This window comes from Chryseobacterium sp. HNCC26DJ238 (genome assembly GCF_057180465.1).
The window spans coordinates 163,655-186,107 of the sequence record NZ_JBXUGI010000007.1; the positions used below are offsets into that span (position 1 = coordinate 163,655).

18 protein-coding genes are annotated in these 22,453 nt (G+C 35.7%); 10 read left to right on the forward strand and 8 right to left on the reverse strand.

The features are described 5' to 3' along the window. Positions 1-6 precede the first annotated feature (6 nt). From fabF to AC2A07_RS08785, 4 genes are all read right to left on the reverse strand, one after another. Entirely contained in the window at positions 7-1,251 is a 1,245-nt protein-coding gene (fabF, locus tag AC2A07_RS08770) for a beta-ketoacyl-ACP synthase II (RefSeq protein WP_484050077.1), read from the reverse strand. Positions 1,252-1,283: 32 nt separating this feature from the next. Further along, positions 1,284-1,523 carry an acyl carrier protein gene (locus AC2A07_RS08775; RefSeq protein ID WP_002976354.1) on the reverse strand — a complete coding sequence of 80 codons (240 nt, stop codon included), beginning with the start codon at positions 1,521-1,523 and terminating at the stop codon, positions 1,284-1,286. Positions 1,524-1,830: 307 nt separating this feature from the next. Beyond that, on the reverse strand, positions 1,831-3,615 hold the full coding sequence (locus AC2A07_RS08780; RefSeq protein ID WP_484050078.1) for an alkaline phosphatase: 1,785 nt from the start codon (positions 3,613-3,615) through the stop codon (positions 1,831-1,833). 21 nt (positions 3,616-3,636) lie between these two features. Then, positions 3,637-4,761, reverse strand: a complete 1,125-nt coding sequence (locus tag AC2A07_RS08785) for an alkaline phosphatase (protein ID WP_484050079.1) — start codon at positions 4,759-4,761, stop codon at positions 3,637-3,639. Between the two features lie 276 nt (positions 4,762-5,037). On the opposite strand from AC2A07_RS08785, the gene AC2A07_RS08790 reads away from it, so the two are divergent. After that, positions 5,038-7,986 carry a SusC/RagA family TonB-linked outer membrane protein gene (locus AC2A07_RS08790; RefSeq protein ID WP_484050080.1) on the forward strand — a complete coding sequence of 983 codons (2,949 nt, stop codon included), beginning with the start codon at positions 5,038-5,040 and terminating at the stop codon, positions 7,984-7,986. A gap of 23 nt (positions 7,987-8,009) precedes the next feature. Then, positions 8,010-9,746, forward strand: coding sequence for a RagB/SusD family nutrient uptake outer membrane protein (locus AC2A07_RS08795; protein WP_484050081.1), 1,737 nt, complete (start codon positions 8,010-8,012; stop codon positions 9,744-9,746). Between the two features lie 96 nt (positions 9,747-9,842). Here AC2A07_RS08795 and AC2A07_RS08800 read toward each other — a convergent pair whose 3' ends face one another. The 3 genes from AC2A07_RS08800 to AC2A07_RS08810 form a co-directional block, all read right to left on the reverse strand. After that, positions 9,843-10,013, reverse strand: coding sequence for a lmo0937 family membrane protein (locus AC2A07_RS08800; RefSeq protein ID WP_050377453.1), 171 nt, complete (start codon positions 10,011-10,013; stop codon positions 9,843-9,845). A 704-nt stretch (positions 10,014-10,717) separates the two neighbouring features. Continuing rightward, the gene (locus AC2A07_RS08805; RefSeq protein WP_314495540.1) at positions 10,718-12,109 is read right to left on the reverse strand and encodes an MAC/perforin domain-containing protein; all 1,392 of its coding nucleotides are present in this window, start codon (positions 12,107-12,109) and stop codon (positions 10,718-10,720) included. A gap of 193 nt (positions 12,110-12,302) precedes the next feature. Next, entirely contained in the window at positions 12,303-14,051 is a 1,749-nt protein-coding gene (locus AC2A07_RS08810; RefSeq protein ID WP_484050082.1) for a helix-turn-helix domain-containing protein, read from the reverse strand. A 259-nt stretch (positions 14,052-14,310) separates the two neighbouring features. On the opposite strand from AC2A07_RS08810, the gene AC2A07_RS08815 reads away from it, so the two are divergent. The 5 genes from AC2A07_RS08815 to AC2A07_RS08835 all read left to right on the forward strand — a co-directional run bounded on the left by AC2A07_RS08815 (position 14,311) and on the right by AC2A07_RS08835 (position 17,246). Continuing rightward, positions 14,311-14,544: a hypothetical protein gene (locus tag AC2A07_RS08815; RefSeq protein WP_484050083.1), complete on the forward strand. Its 234-nt coding sequence runs from the start codon at positions 14,311-14,313 to the stop codon at positions 14,542-14,544. 97 nt (positions 14,545-14,641) lie between these two features. Continuing rightward, entirely contained in the window at positions 14,642-14,929 is a 288-nt protein-coding gene (locus AC2A07_RS08820) for a hypothetical protein (RefSeq protein WP_484050084.1), read from the forward strand. A gap of 61 nt (positions 14,930-14,990) precedes the next feature. Next, positions 14,991-15,515 carry a hypothetical protein gene (locus AC2A07_RS08825; protein WP_484050085.1) on the forward strand — a complete coding sequence of 175 codons (525 nt, stop codon included), beginning with the start codon at positions 14,991-14,993 and terminating at the stop codon, positions 15,513-15,515. Then, the gene (locus tag AC2A07_RS08830) at positions 15,512-16,435 is read left to right on the forward strand and encodes a hypothetical protein (protein ID WP_484050086.1); all 924 of its coding nucleotides are present in this window, start codon (positions 15,512-15,514) and stop codon (positions 16,433-16,435) included. Before AC2A07_RS08825 ends, AC2A07_RS08830 begins: the two co-directional genes overlap by 4 nt. Then, positions 16,377-17,246 carry a GLPGLI family protein gene (locus AC2A07_RS08835; RefSeq protein WP_484050087.1) on the forward strand — a complete coding sequence of 290 codons (870 nt, stop codon included), beginning with the start codon at positions 16,377-16,379 and terminating at the stop codon, positions 17,244-17,246. The genes AC2A07_RS08830 and AC2A07_RS08835 overlap by 59 nt, the downstream gene beginning before the upstream one ends. A 383-nt stretch (positions 17,247-17,629) precedes the next feature. On the opposite strand, the gene AC2A07_RS08840 is transcribed toward AC2A07_RS08835, so the two are convergent. Beyond that, positions 17,630-17,986: a response regulator transcription factor gene (locus tag AC2A07_RS08840; RefSeq protein WP_484050088.1), complete on the reverse strand. Its 357-nt coding sequence runs from the start codon at positions 17,984-17,986 to the stop codon at positions 17,630-17,632. A gap of 341 nt (positions 17,987-18,327) precedes the next feature. Here AC2A07_RS08840 and AC2A07_RS08845 point away from each other — a divergent pair, with 341 nt between their 5' ends. The 3 genes from AC2A07_RS08845 to AC2A07_RS08855 all read left to right on the forward strand — a co-directional run bounded on the left by AC2A07_RS08845 (position 18,328) and on the right by AC2A07_RS08855 (position 22,380). Continuing rightward, a complete protein-coding gene (locus AC2A07_RS08845) occupies positions 18,328-19,005 on the forward strand; it encodes a response regulator transcription factor (protein ID WP_484050089.1) in 678 nt (225 codons plus the stop codon). A 10-nt stretch (positions 19,006-19,015) separates the two neighbouring features. Continuing rightward, positions 19,016-20,302: a sensor histidine kinase gene (locus AC2A07_RS08850; RefSeq protein ID WP_484050090.1), complete on the forward strand. Its 1,287-nt coding sequence runs from the start codon at positions 19,016-19,018 to the stop codon at positions 20,300-20,302. A gap of 179 nt (positions 20,303-20,481) precedes the next feature. Next, positions 20,482-22,380, forward strand: a complete 1,899-nt coding sequence (locus tag AC2A07_RS08855) for an LTA synthase family protein (RefSeq protein WP_484050091.1) — start codon at positions 20,482-20,484, stop codon at positions 22,378-22,380. The last annotated feature ends 73 nt before the right edge of the window (positions 22,381-22,453 follow it).

Sequence of the window (22,453 nt, forward strand, 5' to 3'; positions counted from 1 at the left end):
TGATAATTAGATTTTCTTGAATAGAACGCAAGCGTTGTGCCCACCAAATCCAAAAGTGTTACTCATAGCTACTTTCACATCTTTTTTTACAGCCTTGTTGAATGTGAAATCCAATCGGCTGTCGATTTTTTCATCATCTGTAAAATGATTGATTGTAGGAGGAACAATACCATGAATAATGGTTCCCAAAGCAGCAATAGCTTCAATAACTCCGGCAGCACCCAAAAGGTGTCCTGTCATTGATTTTGTAGAATTAATCTGAATGTTGTAAGCATGCTCACCAAATAGTTTTGAAATAGCGCTGGATTCTGCAAGATCTCCTAATGGAGTAGAGGTACCATGCATATTGATATGGTCTACTTCATCAGCAGTTAAGCCCGCGTCATCCAAACAGTTTTTCATTACCAGATAAGCTCCTAAGCCTTCAGGATGAGGTGCTGTCATGTGATGTGCATCTGCACTCATACCGCCCCCTAATAATTCTGCATATATTGTTGCTCCACGCTTTACTGCGTGTTCATATTCTTCAAGAATGATTGCTCCTGCACCTTCACCCAGAACGAAGCCATCTCTGTCTTTGTCAAAAGGTCTTGAAGCGGTAAGAGGATCTTCATTTCTTGTAGAAAGTGCCATCATCGCATTGAATCCGCCAACGCCGCTTGCTGTAACGGCAGCTTCAGAGCCTCCGCAAACAATAACGTCTGCCTTTCCTAACTGGATCAGCATTTTAGAATCAATCAATGCATTTGCAGATGAAGCACAAGCGGAAACAGTTGTGTAATTTGGACCATGGAAACCATACTCTATTGAGATGTGTCCCGGTGTAATGTCCGCAATCATTTTAGGAATAAAAAAAGGGTTAAATCTTGGAATATCCGTGTTAGCCCACCCTAAAACCTCAGTTTCAAAAGTTTCTAAACCACCAATTCCGGAACCCCAGATTACTCCGACTCTGTGCTTGTCTACATTGTCTTCCATAATCCTTGAATGAGCCACTGCCTCTCTGGCAGCCACCATACCAAGTTGAGTGTTACGATCCATTTTTTTTGCATCTTTCTTATCGAAATGATCCAGCGGATCGAAGTTTTTCACTTCGCAGGCAAACCTTGTCTTGAAGTTTGTGGCATCAAAAAGAGTAGTCGGAGCGGCTCCGCTCTCACCTTTTAAAAGGCTTTCCCAGTATTCATTCGCATTATTACCGATGGGTGTTAAGGCGCCAAAACCGGTTACAACTACTCTTTTTAATTCCATAAACTTTGTAAATTTTCTTTAGTTGAAGAATATTATTTATTCACTACTTCTTCAATGTAAGCGATAGCGTGCCCTACTGTAGTGATTTTTTCAGCTTGGTCATCAGGGATCTGAATGTTAAATTCTTTTTCAAATTCCATGATTAACTCAACGGTATCTAGTGAGTCAGCTCCTAAATCATTTGTGAAGCTAGCCTCTGGAGTTACCTCTGTTTCTTCAACGTCAAGCTTATCAGCGATGATAGCTTTTACTCTTGATGCAATGTCTGACATAGTAAATTATTTTTTTAATTGTTAGATTGTGCAAATATATAAAATTCTTTGCGATAAAACATTTTTTTAGTCTTTTTTGTCGACGGATAACGGTTATTTTATTGTCTCAGACTTTAGTATTTAGTTTTCAGGTGTTTATATTTCAAATTGATTACGGGACCTGTTTTCGGAATTTTAATTTTCAGAATCACCAAACTTTTTAGTTTAAATTTTTATTAAAGTTATACCGAAAAATGAATATTTCAGGTCTTATCTTTTATTTGAATGAATATTTTGCGTAAAACATTTCCTGATTTTATTTTTAAAACTACGGTTCGATCTGTAGTGCTTTCAAAATTTTATGAAAAATTTCGTTGTTTTCGTAGACTCCTGTAAAAAGATCCGATTGCGGACCGTAAGAAAATACAGGAATCAGAGTGGCGGAATGATCATCCGTGGTAAAGTCTCCCTCTATTGTATTTGTCTGTAGGTCTCCATGAGGAATGCTGAAGCCTCCTGTTTCGTGGTCTGCGGTAATCACGATCAGTGTTCCCGGGTTCTGATCGGCAAACTGTATGGCTTTTGTAATAGCCCTGTCAAAATCTATTCCTTCGGTAACGATGGTTCCTGTGCTGTTGCTGTGGCCTCCACTGTCGATTTGGGCACCTTCAATCATCATAAAGAAAGGTTTGTTTTTGGCGTTCAGATACTGTAATCCATTTTCGACCACTTCAGACAGGACGTTTCCTCGACCTTTTAAAACAGAGGGAACACCCTTATCTGAAAAATAGTAAGCCAGGCGATCTGCTTTGTTTTTCCTGATATCTTCCGGTTTTTCGGCTACTGTAAACTGAGGCAGTTGCTGAATTTTTGAACTTCCGCCTGCTGCGAAGAAGGTAAGCCTGCTTTTTGTAAGGTCTCCAGAAATCTCCTGTTCCATACCTCGGTCTTTCTGATGGGCGTAGAAAGCTGAGGGAGTGGCTCCGACGATTTCATCTGTCGTGATGACTCCGGTGTTAAATCCTTTTTCAGATAAAATTTCTGTAATATTTTTATTAGCTTTTCCATCAGGATTTACGCCGATAAATCTGTTTTTAGTTTTCTTTCCGGTAGCAAAAGCAGATGCCCCGGCTGCAGAATCGGTGGAGAAATTATCAGTGGATGATGTCTTGATGAGACCGATGTTTTTAAGCTGTGTTAACGTGAGTTGTCCCCTGTTAGCTAAAACTGATGATGAGATTTGAGATAGTCCGTTGCCGTCACCGATGAGCAGAATTACATTTTTAACCGGAATGTTTTTATTAACGTAAAGAAATTTCGGAGTGTAAACTTCTGAGAAGTAAGTATTTTTAAATGTTCTCGATTTTAATGTTGAAATGTATTCAACGCAGTTTTTCGGTCTGTCAGTATTGATGTAATCTACACCGGCACTAACGAAAAATTCCCATGAGGTTTTAGAGTCCGGAGTACCCCAGAATCGGATAGGTCTATTGAAAGTTTTGGCTTCTTTAATAATGCCTCTTACAACAGGAAGATCTTTCTCTATCAGTCCGCCTTTACCATTCCAGTTTGAGTATTTTTTAAAATTTAAACTGATCATGGCTACTTTATCCCATTGCTGAGGTGTAAGCTTTTTAAGCTCCTGATAATCGAATTTTATAAAATCCGGATACATATTGTATTCTTCAGGTGTTGGCTGATTACCTGATATAACAAAAGTAAATGTCTTCTGCTTAGTTAATTTCGGATGCTTTTTGATTTCGGAAACTATTCTCTGAAGAGTTGGTTTTGCTTCTGTTTTGATATCAATTAAGATCTGCACAGGTTCTGATCTTTTTAGATGAAGTTCAAGAGCCTGTTCGACAGGTTTCAGATATAAATTTTCAAAAGTTCTTTCTTTTGAAATTTCATTTTTATCGTGAGCGACAAATAATTCATTGTTTTCAAAAAATACATCCGCTTCAATAGATGATGCTCCTGCTCCTAATGCATACCAAAACGGAACCGTCTGTTCATAATCATTGTGAGAATGAACCTTCGGAGCTTGTGCAGAAATTTGAAGTCCTGCTAAAAGGATAAGCAGCAATCCTGTCTTGTAGAATAATGAGGTCATACCGTGTAATTATATTAGAAATTATTTAAATTCGATGCCTGATTTTTTTAATGCATCCAGGAGTTTGTGATAAATCGTATTGTTGGGATAGACCCCAGAGAAAAGTTCCTGACTTTTTCCCATTGCAAAGACAGGAACAAGAGCAGCAGTGTGCTGATTGTCTATAAAATTGATCTGTACTTTATCTTTAATATTCTTCTCTTTTCCTGCAGCATCTTTTTCCATGAATTTTCCGATACTGGCACCTCCGGTTTCATGATCTGCAGTGACGACCAGAAGAGTGTTTGGATTTTCTTTAATGAATTTCATTACCACACCGATGGTCTTGTCAAAATCTAAAACTTCTTTTACCATCATATCAGCATCTTTAGCATGGCCGCCCCAATCAATAAATGAACCCTCTACCATCAGGAAGAAGGGTTTGTTGTTTTTTGAGAGATAATCAAGTGCAGTTTGTGTAGCTTCGGGTAGAAAATCTCCTCTGCCTTGTACTTTGTTCGGAAGTTCGTCCTGTGCCAGCAGATAAAAATTGTTTTTATTTTGAACCGGTTTAGAAAGTTTTAGTGTGTCGATGTTATAATTCAGTTTTGCAAATTCATTGAGAAGATTTTTCCCGTCTTTTCTTTTGTTGAAAAATTTCAGGCCGCCACCTGCCAAAAAATTGACTTTAGCTTTTACGAGATCTAATGCAATGTCTTCATGAAGATCTCTGTCTTTTACATGGGCATAATAAGATGCCGGTGTCGCATGTGTGATACTTGTCAGACTCACAAGCCCGGTCTGGTAGTTTTTTTTCTGTAGCTGTTCAAGGATTGTAGGCAGAGCGATTGAGTCCTTGCTTACGCCGATGGCGCGTTTATACGTTTTTTGTCCCGTAGAAAGCGCAGTGGCTCCCGCTGCAGAATCAGTCACCCAGTCACTGGTTGACGAAGTCTCTGAAAGACCAACGATTTTAAATTTCTGAAAATTGGGTTCTGAATTTCCGAAATAGAATGCTGAAGTGACCTGAGAAACGCCCATCCCGTCACCGATCATAAATATAATATTAAGAGGTTTCTGTGTTTGGGCTTTAATTATTGCTGCAAAAAGAATCAAAGAAAGTACAGCTGTCTTTCTTATTTTGCTGATTATGTAACCAAATTTCATAATGGGTGAATTTTTTATAATTTTAATTGACGTGAAATCAGTGTGCAAAATTACTTTTTAATCCGGTTTCAAAAATAGGTCTGCGTATTTGAAAGTCAATGTTAACGGTGAGTTTGTTGATTTGAAGTTAATTATGATTATAGTCGTTGTAATAGTTGATGTAAGTTTAATTTTCATCAATAAAATTTACATTACGTTAACTTATTTATATTCATTTGTTAAAGCTTAATTAACATATTTCGGGGTTTGTCAAACCTAATTTTGCACAAAAAAAGAATGAAACGTATTTATTTGGTACCGACAGTTCTGATGAGTTGTGTAAGTTTTACTTTTGCACAGCAGCAGATTTCAGGAACTGTACAGGATGAAAAAGGAGCCCCTTTGCAAAATGTGAGCGTGGCAAACCTTCAGACTCAGACTGCTGCAGTCACAGATTCGTCAGGAAACTTTATTATCAATGCTGAGAAAGGAAATGTTCTTGAATTTTCGTTGGATAATGTGACTCAGAAAATCACTGTTGACAGCCGTACAAAATATCCGGTCATTCTCCGGAATAAACTGACAGATATCGAAGAGGTAGTGATGGTAGGATACGGAAGCCAGAAAAGATCTGACGTTACCGGAGCGATCGGATCTGTAAAAAGCGAAGATTTTAATAAGGGTCTGGTAGCCAATGTAGGGCAACTCCTACAGGGAAAGGTGGCCGGTGTCAATGTTGCTAATGTCAGCGGTGAGCCGGGAGCCAATCAGAATATTGTCATTCGGGGAGTAGGAAGTTTACGTTCCGGTACAACACCTTTATATGTAATTGATGGTTTTGTAATCGATAACAGTAATACAGGGGTGGCTAACAATCCTATGAATTTTATTAACCCGCAGGACATCGAATCAATGGATGTTCTTAAAGATGCGTCTGCATCTGCCATTTACGGTGCGAGAGGTGCAAACGGAGTTATTGTTATTACAACGAAGAAAGGGAAAAAGGGAAGAACGGAAATGAATCTTTCTTCATCACTTACTGCTTCTCATCTTGCAAATAAAATGGATGTCTTCAGCGCAGATGAATTCAGGAAGCAGGTAACTGCAATCGGAGCGAAGCTTGATGATATGGGGGGCAGTACAGACTGGCAGGACGAGCTGACACGAACAGCAATTTCTACGAATATTAATTTCTCAGCTTCGGGAGCCACAGAAAATTCTAATTATTATGCAGCTTTAGGTTACGAGGACCAGGAAGGAATTCTTTACAACAGTTCATTAAGAAGATATTCAGGTCGTATAAATGTTTCTCAGAAAGCATTTGACGGAAGAGTAAATATTGATTTTAATATCAACGGCTCAAAAACTGAAAATGACAGACCCAGTGTGACAAGTATGGTTTCTACCATGCTTACACTGAACCCGACTTATCCTGCGTATACTAACGGTTCACCAACGACTGTTTTTAACAACGGTGGTTTCAATCCTCTGATCCGTCAGGATCTTTATACCGATTTTACCAATAACAACAGGATTTTAGCCAATTTTTCTCCATCGGTAGAAATTATTAAAGGCTTAACCTATAAACTTAATTTAGGAGTAGATTATTCAAGTGCGGACCGCGTGATCCAAAATATTCCGAATGCGGTTCCTCTGGAAATAGGTAATTTAAATCTGAATTATTTCTCAAACAACAATACACTTGTTGAGAATACCCTTACCTATAAATTTAAAATTAACCATCATGACTTTAATGTAATGGCAGGTCATTCTTACCAGAGGCTGATGCTTACCTCAAGAGGGTGGTACTACGAGAACTTTCCAATCAACGGGATAGAACCACAGTACCAGATTCCGGCTGCTGGAAAGACCAATGCAACCTCATCGGTTACTGCCAACAAAAATGAACTGCAGTCATGGTTCGGAAGAATGAATTACGGTTATCAGGACAAATACTTACTAACCGCAACCATAAGAGCGGACGGATCATCTAAATTCGGCGAAAACAACCGATACGGTGTCTTTCCTTCAGTTGCTGCAGGATGGAATATCATCAAAGAAGATTTCTTAGCTGATGTAAGTGCGCTAAGCAACCTTAAGCTGCGGGCAAGCTGGGGTAAAACAGGAAACCAGGAAATTCCGAGCAAGATTACCAAAAGAAGCTACAAATCTGCCTCTGACGGTGGTGGGCAGGCAACCTATCCTTTAAACGACAGTGGGAACTATCCTGTAGGCGTTTATTTAGTAAGAGCCAACAATCCTGATCTTCAGTGGGAGGTTACTACACAGACCAACATCGGTGTAGATTTCGGATTTCTGAACAACAGGCTGACCGGTACGGTAGATTTCTTCAAAAAGGTTTCTGATAATATCCTGTTGGAAATCAATCCGACAGACCCGATCGAACCGGCTGAAAAGATGTGGAAAAATATTCCGAATATATCAATCAACAATACAGGATGGGAATTTTCACTGGATTACAGCAGTGACAGAAACAAAGCGTTCAGCTACAGCATCGGAGGAAATGCATCTTTTATTAAAAATGAAGTTAAAGATTCACCCTACCGGGTGCTTACTACCGGTGAAGCTCAGGGTCCTGGAACGACCAATGCAGTTATTAACGGATATATCAACGGGCAGCCCATCGGAACTTTTTATGTGAGAGAATTCATCGGATTAAGCGAAAACGGAACCAACATCTTCAGGGATGTAGACGGTGACGGAATCATTACGGATAACGACAGAGTAGCATCAGGAAGTGCTCTTCCTGATTTTACCTATAACCTTTATCTGAAAGCAGCTTATAAAAACTTTGATCTCGGATTGAATTTTAACGGAGTTTCCGGAAATATGATCTATAACAATACCGCTTCTACTCTATTTACCAGAGGAAGATTGGGGATTTCAAATAATACCACAGATGTTGCTACCCAGTTTCCGAATGAAAGTGTTAATAATACAAATGTAATTTCTACAAGATACCTGGAAAAAGGAGACTTCCTGAGGCTCAACAATGCAACGTTAGGATATAATTTAAATCCCAAGATCTTAGGCATCGGTGATCATATCAGAAATATCAGATTTTCTGTGACTGCTCAGAATTTATTTGTAATCACCAAATATTCAGGATTTGATCCAGAGATCAACACCGGTATTTCACAGGGAGGAATTCAGTCCTTTGGTATTGATTACAGTACGTATCCAAAAGCAAGAAGTTTTGTATTTGGTGTAAACGTAGCATTCTAATCTAATTACTTAAAAAAGAAAAAATGAAAAATAAATTTTTAGTCTCTATAGTAAGTGTAAGCACTCTTATTGCAGTAGGATGTACAGATCTTTCAGAACAGATCATTGATGAGTCCCTGGAAGTACAGGCGGGTAATATAGTTGAATCTGTAGTTGCTCCGGCCTACGGACCTCTTCCTGATGCATTTACCCATACCAAAAATTACGGACTTCAGCTGATCAGTACTGATCAGGGCATCCTTCCTCCGCGAGGAAGCGGTAATGACTGGTATGACGGGGGGAAATACATTGAGCTTCATCAGCACACAACGACGACCACGAACGTTGTAGTGCAACAGACATGGTCAGCATTTACACTGATGATTTCAAGAACTGTAACTGCAATCGAAAAGCTGCAGCCTCTTGCTGCTTCTGATATGAATGCGGCAAAAGCACTTGCTGAGATGAGAGGGTTAAGAGCTTACTATAATATGCTGATGCTTGATTACTGGGGAATTGCATTTAAAAAAGATGCTACCGGTCAGAACTCTCAGATTTTAAGAAAGCAGGAAGCGATTACTTATATTGAAAGTGAGTTTCTTGCGGTAGTAAATGAGCTTGATAATTCTAAAGGCCCCGGGAGAATGTCGCAGGCAGCTGTGAATGGATTTTTAGCTCAGCTTTACCTGAATGCAGGAGTATATAGAAATCCTTATGGTACACCGGTTTTCTCTGCTACAGATATGGATAAGGTTATTGAATATACCAATAAAGTGATCAATTCAGGATTGTTTGTTCTGGCACCGGAATATTTTTCAGTTTTCGATGATAATAACCACACAAATAAAGAGCTGATCTTTGCAATCGACCAGCGTCAGGATCTGACGACTTCTCATAACAGATTGGGCTATTGGTCCCTGTCCGGAAGCCAGTATCCGCTGGCTGCTTTTCCGAAAGCAAACGGAACGGACGGGCCGGCGATTACTTCTGACTTTTACAATACCTGGACTCAGGCGTATGGAAGCACGGACCCTGCACAGGCAGATGCGAGATTTTATAAGGAGAATGTTATTATTCCGCAAAATTTAAAGAATTTAACCGGAGTTACCCCTGCAAATGACGGCAATCACTATTTTCTGGTTAATGGTGCAACGTATGAGATCAACAGGGGAATCCAGAGAGGGATTCAGTGGGGATTGAGAAATGCATCCAACGGACAGCCTTTCCAGACGGTTAGCGGTCAGTATAAAATCTATCCGATGATTGAGCAGAGAAACGGATTTGTAAATTATGTTAACCACACATTGGATATTGATCTGGAAAATCCAAATAACAAAGACTACGCAGATGGCTACAGGGTTTCAAAATATCAGTACAGCAGAACTTCAGATACAGGACGAAACAGGGGGAATGCTGATATTGTTCTTTTAAGACTGGCGGATATTTACCTGATAAGAGCAGAGGCTCAATTGAGAAAAGGAAATTCAGGGGCAGCACTGGTAGATGTTAACTTTGTAAGAGCCTCAAGGACTGCGAGACCTTCGGTAACGCCTCCTGCTTTGAGTTCGATCAATTTAAATACACTTTACAGAGAACGAGGGTTTGAGTTTTACTGGGAATATTCCAGAAGGACAGATATGATCAGGTTCGGACACTATGAAGATCCTTATACTTCAAAAACCAATGCTGATGTAAGGAAAAGACTGTTCCCGATTCCTCAGTCTGCTATTGACGGGGCGTCCAGTGTGCCGGGTTACCTTGTACAGAATGAGGGATATTAAACCTGGATTTTTTATTTTTTACTTTAGATACTTTCAAAGAAAATACCAACAGATCTCTGTTGGTATTTTTACTTTTTTAATAGTCTTGTTTTTGAATTAATCAAGCGGTTTTCTTCCGCTGATAATATTGTAAAGTACCACAATTACAGCGATAACCAATAATACATGAACCAAAGAACTGGTACCGATTCCGGGTACAACATTAAGCATGCCTAAAAGCCAAACAATGATACAAATGACTGCGACTAACCATAGTAAACTTCTCATAATAAAATTTTTTTTGGGTGTTATGATTTAGTAGTAGCATATACTGTGCCTTTTTATTTCGGGTTTACAAGTTGTGGTATGTCCTAATGGACAATCGGGGGTAAAGTTTTTTGATAAGATAAAAAGAAGCTTGATGTATTTATATAATTTTATCTTAACTTTTAATGGCAAAAAACGAAAAAGGTTCAATCATTAAACCGGATTTTTTTGGAAGTCAGACAGACGACTGTTTACATTCTTAAACTTTGGTAATTCTGCTTTCTTAATCATTTCTTTCTTCTTTTATCTTGAAAAATAGCTACTGTATTTTATTTTGAGGTTTAAACATTGCCTGGATTGATATCAAAATACCGTTGATTTCATTAAAAAGTCAAAAAAATTCTGTCTCGAGGAAATGCCGCACTTTTCTGAAAGTTCTTCTATGGTATAATCAAGAATTAGAGTAATGATATTCAATATAAAAAGTTAATTTTTTCTAAAGCAAGATTGTACTTGTGTATTCAGGAATGCTTATACTCAGGTAGCTGCATGTGTAATTGATGTAGTTCTTTGAAATTGTTTTTCGTAGAATAACAGGCAATAGGAAGATATGTGCGATCTAACGAAAATTATAATTCCTTGAAAAGATTAAATTTGATCAGTCATAACAAAGGCTGCCTCAAAAAGGACAGCCTGTTTTTACATAAGATATATATTGGAATTATTTAATAAGCATAAAATGCGATACCTTCAGAGTGATAACCTCCGGGTGTAGAAGGAGATTTTGAATAAAAATGATCTCCATAACTATTGTAGTACTTATAAATCGGTACACTGCCGGCTACGTTGTTAGCGTGTGCATAAAAAGCAATACCTTCATATACATAACCTCCTGGTGTAGACAAAGCATGAGCATAATAATGGTCACCACTTCCAGGGTTGTAATATACATATATAGGGACAGAAGTAGGAACTTTAAATGAAAATGCGTAAAACTCTATTCCTTCATGGTGGTATCCTGAAGGTGCAGATGAAGACTGATTATAATAATGATCTCCGTATGAATTGTAATATCTGTAGATAGGAACTGTTTTGTAATCCATAAAAACTTTATTATCAATTAAATACTGGTCAATATAAGCTTTTAACTGAGCTTTTTTTGCAGCATCTTTTACTACATTATAAAGTAAAATAAGTCCGTTGTTAGAAAAATCTATTAACACAGCATTATTTATTGTGGAACTGTTCTGCCACGCAGCAAAATTAATTTTCGGATTTGTCTGGTCAAGGTTTATTTCACCTACAAGTCCAATTGAAGGGTTTCCACCTCTCGTTCTGTATGATAATTTTCTAGAATAGTTTTGATTGGTTTCTGAAGTGTTTACATCATTGTTAACATTTACATCAAAAATACTTTTCATTCCTACTTTTACACCTATCCGCGCAGCTTTTTCACGGTTTTGATTGCTTGTCTCAGACTGAAATAAGACATCCATTTTAGCGCCGGTATAAATATCAACAGCTATATGGGTACCGTAATCCTGTACAATCTGTTGAGGTGTTTTAGTTTGTAGATCCTGAATGAATTCCGGTGTCAGATAATCAGCTAACAAATCATTGGTTGCATTTAGTCTGAATCTTCTCTGTTTGATTAATAAGTTGTAACTACCGTAGATGTATTTGCCGTCAAACTTATTATTTGTAGTCAATGCGGAGTTAAAACCAACAGAAAGTGTTTTCCCGAATAAGGGAATGCCTGCAGTTACATCAATTTTTGTAGAAACCATTTTAGAATAAGTTTCGGCATTTTCGCCGTACTCTTCTACATACTCCTGAGAATTTGTGTTTTCAGTAATAAGTCTGCCGCTTTGTTCTACTTTAAATCTGTCAATATCTATAATCTTAAAACCGGCGGCTGTTGCGTTTGCATATTCACCTGCGGCATTGTAGCCATGTCCCAGCACATCATAGAGACCGTCACCAGCTGATTTGTTTGCTGAACGATTGCTTCCATTCAAATTTTCCGGCGAAGTTTCGTCTCGCAACTCTTCTGTAGCACAAGAAAACACCAATAGCATTAACAATATACTAATGCAAAATGAGATTTGTTTTTTCATAATATTTATTTTGTAATTCACTGCAAAGATAAATTTCACCTATGGATGATAAAAATAAAATTTAATGATTAATATCACAATGGAAAGATTGTGATATTAGAAAAAACAATCACGGATTCCAGATTCTTTAAGCAGGAAAAAAGGAAGTATAGAAACTAATACAAACAAATGATGGGAAAAACTGGTAGAGTGTTTACTGATCTGTAGAAAGTTCCTGGTTTTCAAGTTCTGCTTTTCTTTTTTTTATAAAATCAGCAGGCCGGATACCGTTGATTTCATTAAAAAAATCAGAAAAATTCTGTCTTGAGGAAATGCCGCACTTTTCTGAAAGTCCCTCTATGGTATAATCAAGAAATTTAGGATTGTGGTATAACTCCTGAGTAATATACATAATACGGAGTTCATTAAGATAAGTGTTAAATTTTTTACCCTTATATTCATTGATGACCTGAGAAAGGTAAGTCGTATTGGTACCGAAATTTTTAGCAAGTTCTTGTTGGGTAATCCCTTTTTTTATAAAGCCCCGTTTTTTCTCAAAATCATTCAGTTTTTTCAGAATATCATTGATCACAAGAGTTGGAGCACTTGTTTTATTTTCTTTTACAGGCTCAGTCACGATAGTTGGATCTGTTTCTGAATTTTCTTCTTTAGTGATTCTTTTTCCCAGTTCAATGTATTTACTCTGAATTTCTTTTTCTTTCTTTTTTCTGTAAATAATGATTAACAGAAGTATGAGAATCAAGATAGATGAAGCAATCAGGGATAAAAATCCAATAGAATTCTTATTTTCCAGATGCTTCTGTTTTTCCAGTAAAGCTTTGGTGTCATATTCTTTATGAATTTTATCAGAGAGGTATTGGAAATCTTTAGTAAGAATTTGATCTGCAATCAGTAACTGTTTGGTGTAGTATAATTCTCGTCCGGGATTCTTTATTTTGTGATAATAATTGATCAGGCTTTCATAATTTTCTCGAAGTTCAGGTGTAATAAACTGTTGTTTCTGAAAAATAGAATCTACTTTTACAAAGTAAGGAACTGCCACTTCTTCTTTTTTTATTTCCTGATAGGCTTTCCCAATATAAAAATAGCTTACAGAGGCTGATGTAAAATCATTGATTTTCTTTAACTGAGGTAATGCAATGGATATATTTTCAATGGCTTTCGTATATTTTTTTTTTCTGAAGTCAGATATTCCGAGACTTTTACGGAAGTAAGCATTTTCCAAGTCAAACTCATTACTGATCGATGTGGCGGATAATCCCAGCTTTATCAGAGAATCACTTTTCGGATACTTCTGTAATTTTCCATAGCAGATGATTTGCTGATGAAGGCTGTTAAAATAACCTTTTTTATTGTTGTAAATAAGATTGGGGTGAATATTGGCACGGGTAAGAGGCTCAAAATGTGCGGAGCATTCCTTAAATAACTTTAAAGCATCACTATAATATCCGAGATAACTTTTGACGACCCCTAAATGATAAATAATTCTATATCTTAAAAAGTCATCTTTAATATTTTCAGAATATTCATATGCTTTCAGATATTCATTGAGTGCTGGCTGATACTGCTTGTAAAAAAAATAATAGATAACTCCTTTTTCCAGATATGCACTGCTGATCAGTTCATTGTTTTTTGATTGTAAAGCATACTGTACACAGCTGTCTGCATACTTCAGTTTTTTGGTTTTGTCATCAGAATAAAAAGCAGCATCCTGATATCCCTGAAATATTTTTCTGTAATTTCCTTCTTTTTTTGCCTTTTTAAGGTAATCATTTATAAGAGGTATAGCACTCCTGTCATTTTCAGGTTTGTTCTCGTACTGTTTTCTTAATTCTTGATAGTTAATTTTATCTGAAACCACAAGCTTTTGCCCATTGAATGATATTCCCCACAAAATCAGAGATAAATGTAAAATATTAATAAAATGGGATCTAATTTTCAAGTTTGCAATTTATCAAATTTAATCAAATTTAACCAATATCAATCAAAATTACAATGATGTGTGAATTACCAGTTTGATTTATTTAATTTATTGTTAATCAGGTTTTTAAATTTGGAAAGATTTGTAAATAAGTCGTCTTGATTTATAAATTGTACCAAAAATTATCAAAAATTCTGCTTTTTTAATCTCTAAATTAGCTCAGAGCTTAAGCAGAATTCCGGTACCGGATAAACATCACCATCACCAAATATTAATTAAGATGCAAATAAAGTTTATCCAAATAGTAATCCCATTATTGACATTGATCTCGTGTAGAGAATATGAGGAAGTCATACTGAATGATTACAGTAACGAAAGTTTAAAAATATCAGAAAAAAAAATACAGCATAAAGATGCTGTCTCTGATGCCAAAGACAGTACAGTGATAAAGGCTGTGTCTGAAGAAGATCCTCCTGTAAAACATGGAGGACACTGGAAGATAAGAAATGAATGATGATACTTTTAAGATAAGATTTGAAAAAATAATATTGACGCAGAGTATAAGTTCCCGGCTTTGCATCTTTAAACAATTGGGAATACACCATTTTATTATGAAAAAGCTATTATTATTAGCAAGTGGCGTTGCAGCTATGTCACTTATGTCTTTTGCAACAAGCACAGACAACGGAATTATTGAGGTTAAAGGTAACCACATTACCATTAAAGACACCAGAAAAATTTCAGAACAGGACTTGAAATTTTTAAGTAAAAACGTTGCTGGTTGGACGTCATGCGACACACAGTCAGTACTAAATCAGTGTAACACAAGAAATCAAACATTTCCTGATACACCTACAACACAAGCAAAGATTGAAAAAATTATTGCGAAATATCAATAATTAATACTTTGGTATCAGGTTGAGAATTCTCAACCTGATACTTTTAAATACTATTGATCGTATGAAATTAAGATTTTTTGAAATGGCTGTTTTTACTGTAATCATAGTGAAAATTTTTACAATGGGGATCACAACTACAGTATCTTCTTTTTGTGAATTTTACAAATACAGCAGGCCGGGAATCATGGATATTTTTGCATTTGATAATAAATATGATACTACTTTAACAACTTACACAGGCTTTGATACGGGTTATGGTTTTTTTGCCCCTAACGTCTCCAGTAATTTCATCATTATGAGCAAAAGTATGACTGATGATACAACCTATTTTTCAGATGATTTACTTAGTACCACTGAAGGTAAATCACGTTTTTTAAGTGTAAATAACATTTTTTTGAAAAATATAGAAGATGATAAACAGAAGATCAGGATTAACCATGTTATTCTAAAGCAGATCAATAAATATTTTGAGTCTAAATATGATGAAAAATTTGAGACATATACCTTTTTATATGACTATCCTACATTGAAAGATGGAAATCTAAATCCAACGGGAAGATTAATAAAAATAGACAGCATCAAATGAAAAAAATCAATATTTACTTTAATAAAGAATTTTCTTCAACGTTCATCATCTTTTTCAGAATTGCTGTAGGATTATTGGTGTTTATTCATTTTCTGTCATATTGGAAAGATTTCGAACTGCTATACACAGATAAAAGTATCATACCTGTTGAATTACATTCGCTGCATCATAGTTATAATATTGTCACAATTGATGATATTCTGAATTTTTTCACAAAATATTTTTCAGAAGATGTTTCAGTCAGTATTTTTAAATATTTTTATATTATCCTGTGCATGTTTATCATTACGGGGTTTTTCAGTAGAATAAGTGCTCTGCTTCTGATGTTCTTACAGGTTTCTTTTATAAAATATGCCAGCCTCCTATATTATGGTGCTGATTTTTTTACCACCATGTCACTCTTTTATGTCTTTCTCTTTCCTACGAGTTCTTACTTTTCCATACAAAAAAAATATTTTCAAAAATCACTATACTTTTTACCGGATCAGTCTTTGACTTTTTCAAAAAGACTCATTCAGATTCACCTTTGTATTGCTTATTTTTTTTCCGGATTTGATAAAGTTATAGGCTATAACTGGTGGAATGGGGAAGCTGTCTGGAAAGCAATGCATTTACCAAATTTTAATAGTTTTATCGTTATGAGTGATTATATCACTTCACCCATTTTCTATATAGTTATGGGATGGGGAACTATTATTATTGAGCTTTTATATCCTATATTCATTAATTTGAATAAAACAAGAAAATTATGGCTGACCCTTACCATACTTATGCATATTGGTATCATTGTAAGCTTTAATCTTTTCTTTTTCTCTGCTATAATGATCACCTGGAATTTAACCGCTTATTATTTTAATTATTATGAAAAATCTGACCTTAAAATCCCTTCTGTTAATCCTGTTAGCACTGTTAAATCATAATTTTTTTTATGGACAGTCGTATAAGATAATTTATGAAATGACATGGAAGCCTTCAAAAGATTCCACAGTTTACAGAAAAGAATTGATGTCATTAATTACAAATGAAAAGGAACCTTCCTATTTTGAATCTTATGAAAAGTTCAGATATGATTCTCTCAAAACAAAATTGGTCAATGATTATATAGCAAATGGCGGTGAGTCACTGCGCTTTCCAAATGAAACTAATGATTCGAAATACAGAGCATTCATTACAAAGGATTTGCAAAATAATAAGATCAAAGAAGAAAACAAATTTTATACAACCATTTTTCTTACGGAATATAAATCTCAATATAAATGGAAAATAGATAATACTCAAAGCAAGAATATATTTGGATATAAAACCTATAAAGCAACAACCGGTTTTGGTGGGAGAAATTGGACAGCTTGGTATACTACTGATATTCCTATACTGGACGGACCTTATAAATTTCATGGTTTACCGGGACTGATTTTAAAAATATCAGATGATTCAGGTGATTATGATTTTGAAGTTAAAGGAATCACTAAAGAGAAAAACGACATTAAACACAGGAACTTTTATTATAAAAAAGCTATAGAATTAACGCCTAAACAATGGTGTGATTTCTCCAAAAAATATAAAAAGCAGCCGTCTATGATTTTGGAAAACCTCAACACGGCACAAACTACATATGTCATCAATGGTAAAGACGTAAACAGTCGTGAGATCAAAGATGAGTACAATAAAAAAGAATGGGAAGAAATGAAAAATTTTGAAAATCCAATTGAACTGTCTCAAGACTGTCTGTAAACAACTATTCGTATAGAATGCTGACTATAATAATATTATTAATCCAGGTCTCAAAAATCATTGAAGATACAGTCATTAAAATTAGTCAAAAAGAAAGCGACTCAATTTTATAGTTAAGCCTCTCATATTTTATTGATCAGCGCTTTGAATCTGTAAAACTTCATAATAATGATCTGTAAAACTTGTTCTATCTGCAATTACTTGTAATGTTATAAAGCATAAAATGCTTTTGAAAAATGAAAACATTAATCCATAGACAATCTGTTTTGAAAAAATTATCATCTTTTATGGATTGTAGACAGACTGAAAGACTAGGAGAAAAGCAGTATTTGTGACTTACTGTTTTTAGAGTTGGGACTTTGTATAGGTTCTGAATGGGAATATTAATGAATGATTTTTTTAATCCTGAACAGTAGATTGTCAATATCAAAAGGCTTTGCAATAAAATCATCAGGAGCGCAAATATTAGTCATCTGGCTGAGGTGAGCATGAGCACTCATTATCACTACGGGTATACCGTCGTTATCTTCACTGTCTTTTATCTGCTTGCATAAATCAATCCCTGATCCGTCTGGAAGCATGACATCAAATAAATACATATCCGGATGTATATTTATGTCTCTGTTCTTAAAATCATGCACTGTGGCGAATGACTGTACAGAATAGTCTTCAGAAGTTAAGAACATTTCTAAAATTTCCCTTATTGCCTGATCATCTTCGACCAGAAAAATCTTTCTCATACAAGATTATTAAGCAAGAATAGAACCAAAAATACAACCCTTACTAAAGCGATTTATAATGGCATCGTAAACCAAAAAATACTTCCCTGCTCAAGTTCATTATCAATTAAAATATCCTGTACATTCTTAAATACATATATATCGTTCCGTATCGTATTTATTCCTTATTACTGATATTTAAGACTAAAAAAAATTCATGTAAAATCATATTCTGAATGTATAACTTTTTTATTCATTGTTTAAAAAATCTGTAAATTCAAAATTTCTTCAAAATTGAATATATACATTAGCGGAATGAAATATTTGAATCTCGCCATACCATTAACCCCTAAGCATCACTGATGAAAATCCTGATTATAGAAGACGAAGAAGAATTGGCAAAAAGTATATCAGAATATCTTTCAGAAGAAAACTATCTCTGCGAATTTGCCTCAAATTTTCATGAAGCAATGCATAAGATCGAAGCATTTCAATACGATTGTATTCTGTTGGATATTACCCTGCCAGACGGGAATGGACTGAAAATTTTAGAAGAACTTAAAAAAGAACAGAAGCAGGATGGCGTGATCATTATTTCTGCAAAAAATGCATTGGACGATAAGATCAGAGGATTGCAGATCGGTGCAGACGATTATCTTACCAAGCCTTTTCACCTGTCTGAGCTGGCAGCCCGTATTTATTCTGTCATTCGCAGAAAACAGTTCAGCAATACCAATGTGGTTACTCAGAATGAACTGCAGATTGATCTTTTGGCGAAAATAGTTTCCGTCAATCAGGAAAATATAACCTTAACTAAAAAAGAATTTGATTTATTGGTATATTTCATGGGTAATAAAAACCGGGTAATCTCTAAGAGTACATTGGCAGAGCATCTTTCCGGGGATTTTGCCGATATGCTTGAAAATCATGATTTTGTATACGCTCATGTCAAAAATCTCAAGAAGAAACTATATGATGCAGGGTGCGGCCATTATCTGAAAACTGTCTACGGAACAGGTTATAAATGGGAAAGTGTTTAAGTAAGAATGTATGAAGCCATTATTAAGTAAAACGACAAGGCCATTCTTAATCTTTGTACTGATTGTTCTGATGATCAGTATTCCTGTTTATTATTTTATGGTTGATGCAATCTGGCAGGAAGAACTGGATGAGCATAATGAGATCGTTGCAGAAAAAACCTCGTATGAGTTTAACAGGATGAAAATTTCCAGTGAGGAGATGCAGCGAAATATTGCACTGTGGAATCATATTCAGCCGGGAACCAACATTGAAAAACTGCCCCACAGTAAGGTAAAGAGAGATTTGATTTTTACGACAGAAAAATACAAACCTTTTTCCGCTGACAAGAAAATCGAGCGCTACCGATGCCTGAAAAAAATAATTTATATCAAAAATGAACCCTACCTTTTTACAATAGAAACCAACATTGAAGAAACAGAAGGTACGGTTATGATCATAGGAATTATTACCTTTTTCTTTTTTATTATGATCGTAACCGGTTTATTTATTTTGAACAGGAGATTATCCAAAACCATATGGAAGCCTTTTAGAAATACATTAGACAGGCTTAAAAATTTTAATCTCAATACACAGACGCAGATAGAATTTGACAGTACAGATACTACAGAATTCGAAGAACTGAATCAATCACTGCGAAAACTGATTGCCCACAATGTATCTGTTTATAAAACACAGAAAGAGTTTACTGAAAATGCTTCGCACGAATTGCAGACCCCTCTTGCGATCCTGAAAAACAAACTTGATATTCTGATGCAAAATGCTGATCTTACAGAAAAACAGTATAATATTGCTGAAGATATGAACAAGGCTCTTTCCCGCAGTGCACGTATCAACCAAAACCTCTTACTTCTTGCAAAAATTGAAAACAGTCAGTTTGATCAGTCAGAAATCATCCATTTTGATGGACTTGTCCTGCAGAGTATTACGAACCTTCAGGAACATCTTGATCAGAAAAACATTCATTTACAGATTGATGAATTACAGAATACAACAGTGAACGGGAATACAAGTCTGACCGAAATACTGATCAATAATTTACTCCTGAATGCAATCCGTCATACTCCTGTCAATGGATTTATTTCCATTGGCTTACGCAATTCAGTGTTTTCAGTCGGTAATTCAGGAGTGCAGAAACTTGATGAAGATCTTTTGTTTAAAAGATTTTCAAAATTATCTTCGACCAACAGCGGAAGTGGTTTGGGACTGGCTATTATAAAGGAAATAGCAAAATTCCAGAAGTGGGAGGTTCAATATACATTTGTCAGTAATAACCATGTGTTTTCAGTAAAGTTGTAAAAGTATTCTGCAATTTTTCACAGCTTAATTCCAAAAATTCTAAATTTCTTCTAAATTGATTAAGTCCTTTGTCTGATCTTAACAGACAGACCATGGGCACAACTAAGCATCGTTTACAACAATTTTTTAAAATTTTTGAAGGCAGATTTTCTGTATTATTTTATGTTTTAAGCTTTTATATGATCTTATCCTTTATCATAAGGATCATTCTTCTCATCTGGTCAGCGTCGGATGCTGATTTTAACCCGATCTATATTGTACGCGCATTTTTTACAGGATTTCTTTATGATCTTACGATGGGTTTGCTGTTTTTATTTCTGTATGCTCTGTATCTTTTGATTTTCCCGAAAAAATGGATAGGATCTTTAGCAGATAAAAGTTTAACTTATTTTTATTTAACCCTTGTTTTTATCATCATCTATTGCAGTCTTATGGCAGAAATCCCTTTTTGGGATGAATTTGGAGTAAGATTTAATTTTATTGCTGTTGATTACCTGATCTATACGTATGAGGTGGTAGAAAATATCAATCAGTCATATCCGCTTCCTTTAGCTGCAGGTGCTTTGATTGTAGTTATCGCAGTGACCTTTGTCATGTTAAAAAAGAGTGGTGCTTTCAGAAAAACTTTTTCAGACAGAAGTCCGCTCTCCCTGCGTGTACTACCGGCATTCTCTTTACTGATTACTGCATGTGTTTTAGGAATTTCAATGAAGAATAAACTTGCAGATTTCAGTAATAATCTTGTCATCAACGAAATCGGTAAAAATGGAGCTTTCTCTTTCATTTCTGCATATCAGTCCAATGAATTGGATTACGAAACATTTTATCCGAAACTTCCCGTCAAAGAAGCTTATTCTATAGTAAAAAGCAGGCTTTTGCAGGAAAATCAAAGTTATGAAACAGAAAGATATGACGATATTACAAGACTTACTAAAGGCAGATCAGAGCAACATCCCAATATTATTGTTATTGCAATAGAGAGTTTCAGTGCTGATTTTTTAAAAGAATTTGGAAATAAAAATCAGCTAACCCCAAACTATGACCGGTTATCCGAAGAGAGTATTTTCTTTACCAATCTTTATGCTACGGGAACCAGAACAGTAAGAGGAATGGAGGCGCTGACCCTTTGCATACCTCCGACTCCGGGAAACAGTATTGTCAGAAGACCGGATAATCAAAATCTGTTTTCAGTTTCCACGATTGTGAAATCAAAAAATTATCATCCTTATTTCATTTATGGCGGTGACGGCTATTTTGACAATATGAATAATTTTTTTGGAGGACAGGGATTCGATATTGTAGACCGGGACAGGGGCAATCCTCTATCTGATAAAATCAATACACGCAGATTTGATATTCAGGATCATGAAGTAAGCTTTGAGAATGCATGGGGAATCTGTGATGAAGACCTTTACAGGCAGTCCATCAAATATGCTGATAAAAGTGCACATGAGAACAAACCGTTTTTCCAGTTTGTGATGACGACATCCAATCACAAACCTTACACTTTTCCTGCCGGAAAAATCAATCTTCCTCAAGGGGACAGAGATGCTGCGGTTAAATATACAGATTTCGCCCTCGGAAAATTTATTGCGGATGCGAAAACAAAGCCCTGGTTTAAGAATACCGTTTTTGTCATTGTTGCAGACCATTGTGCAAGCAGTGCCGGAAAATGGGAAATCAATATTTCAAAGCATCATATTCCCGCTATCATTTACAATCTCAATCAGCAACCGCAAAAAATCAACCGTCTGACTTCGCAAATCGATCTGATGCCCACATTATTCGGTTATCTGGGTTGGAGTTACAGTACAGAACTTTATGGAAAAGACATTAACAGGACCAAGGCGGGAGAGGAGAGGGCTTTCATCGGGAATTACAGAACTTTGGGAACACTTAAAGGAAATACTTTTACACAGATTGATGACCGTAAAAGGGTAAAGCAGTTCACCGTTTCCGGAAGAGACCAATCATTGACGGAAATTCCTCATGCAGATTCAGATTTGGTTTCTGAAACAATAGCGTACTATCAGACTGCAAGTGAAAGATTTAAAAATCATAAGATGAAAGTAAGATAAATGTATTTTGAAGGGATTGTTCAAAATTTATTCTAAATCAGTGTGCAGTTTTGTATCAGAATCGTCAAGAAAG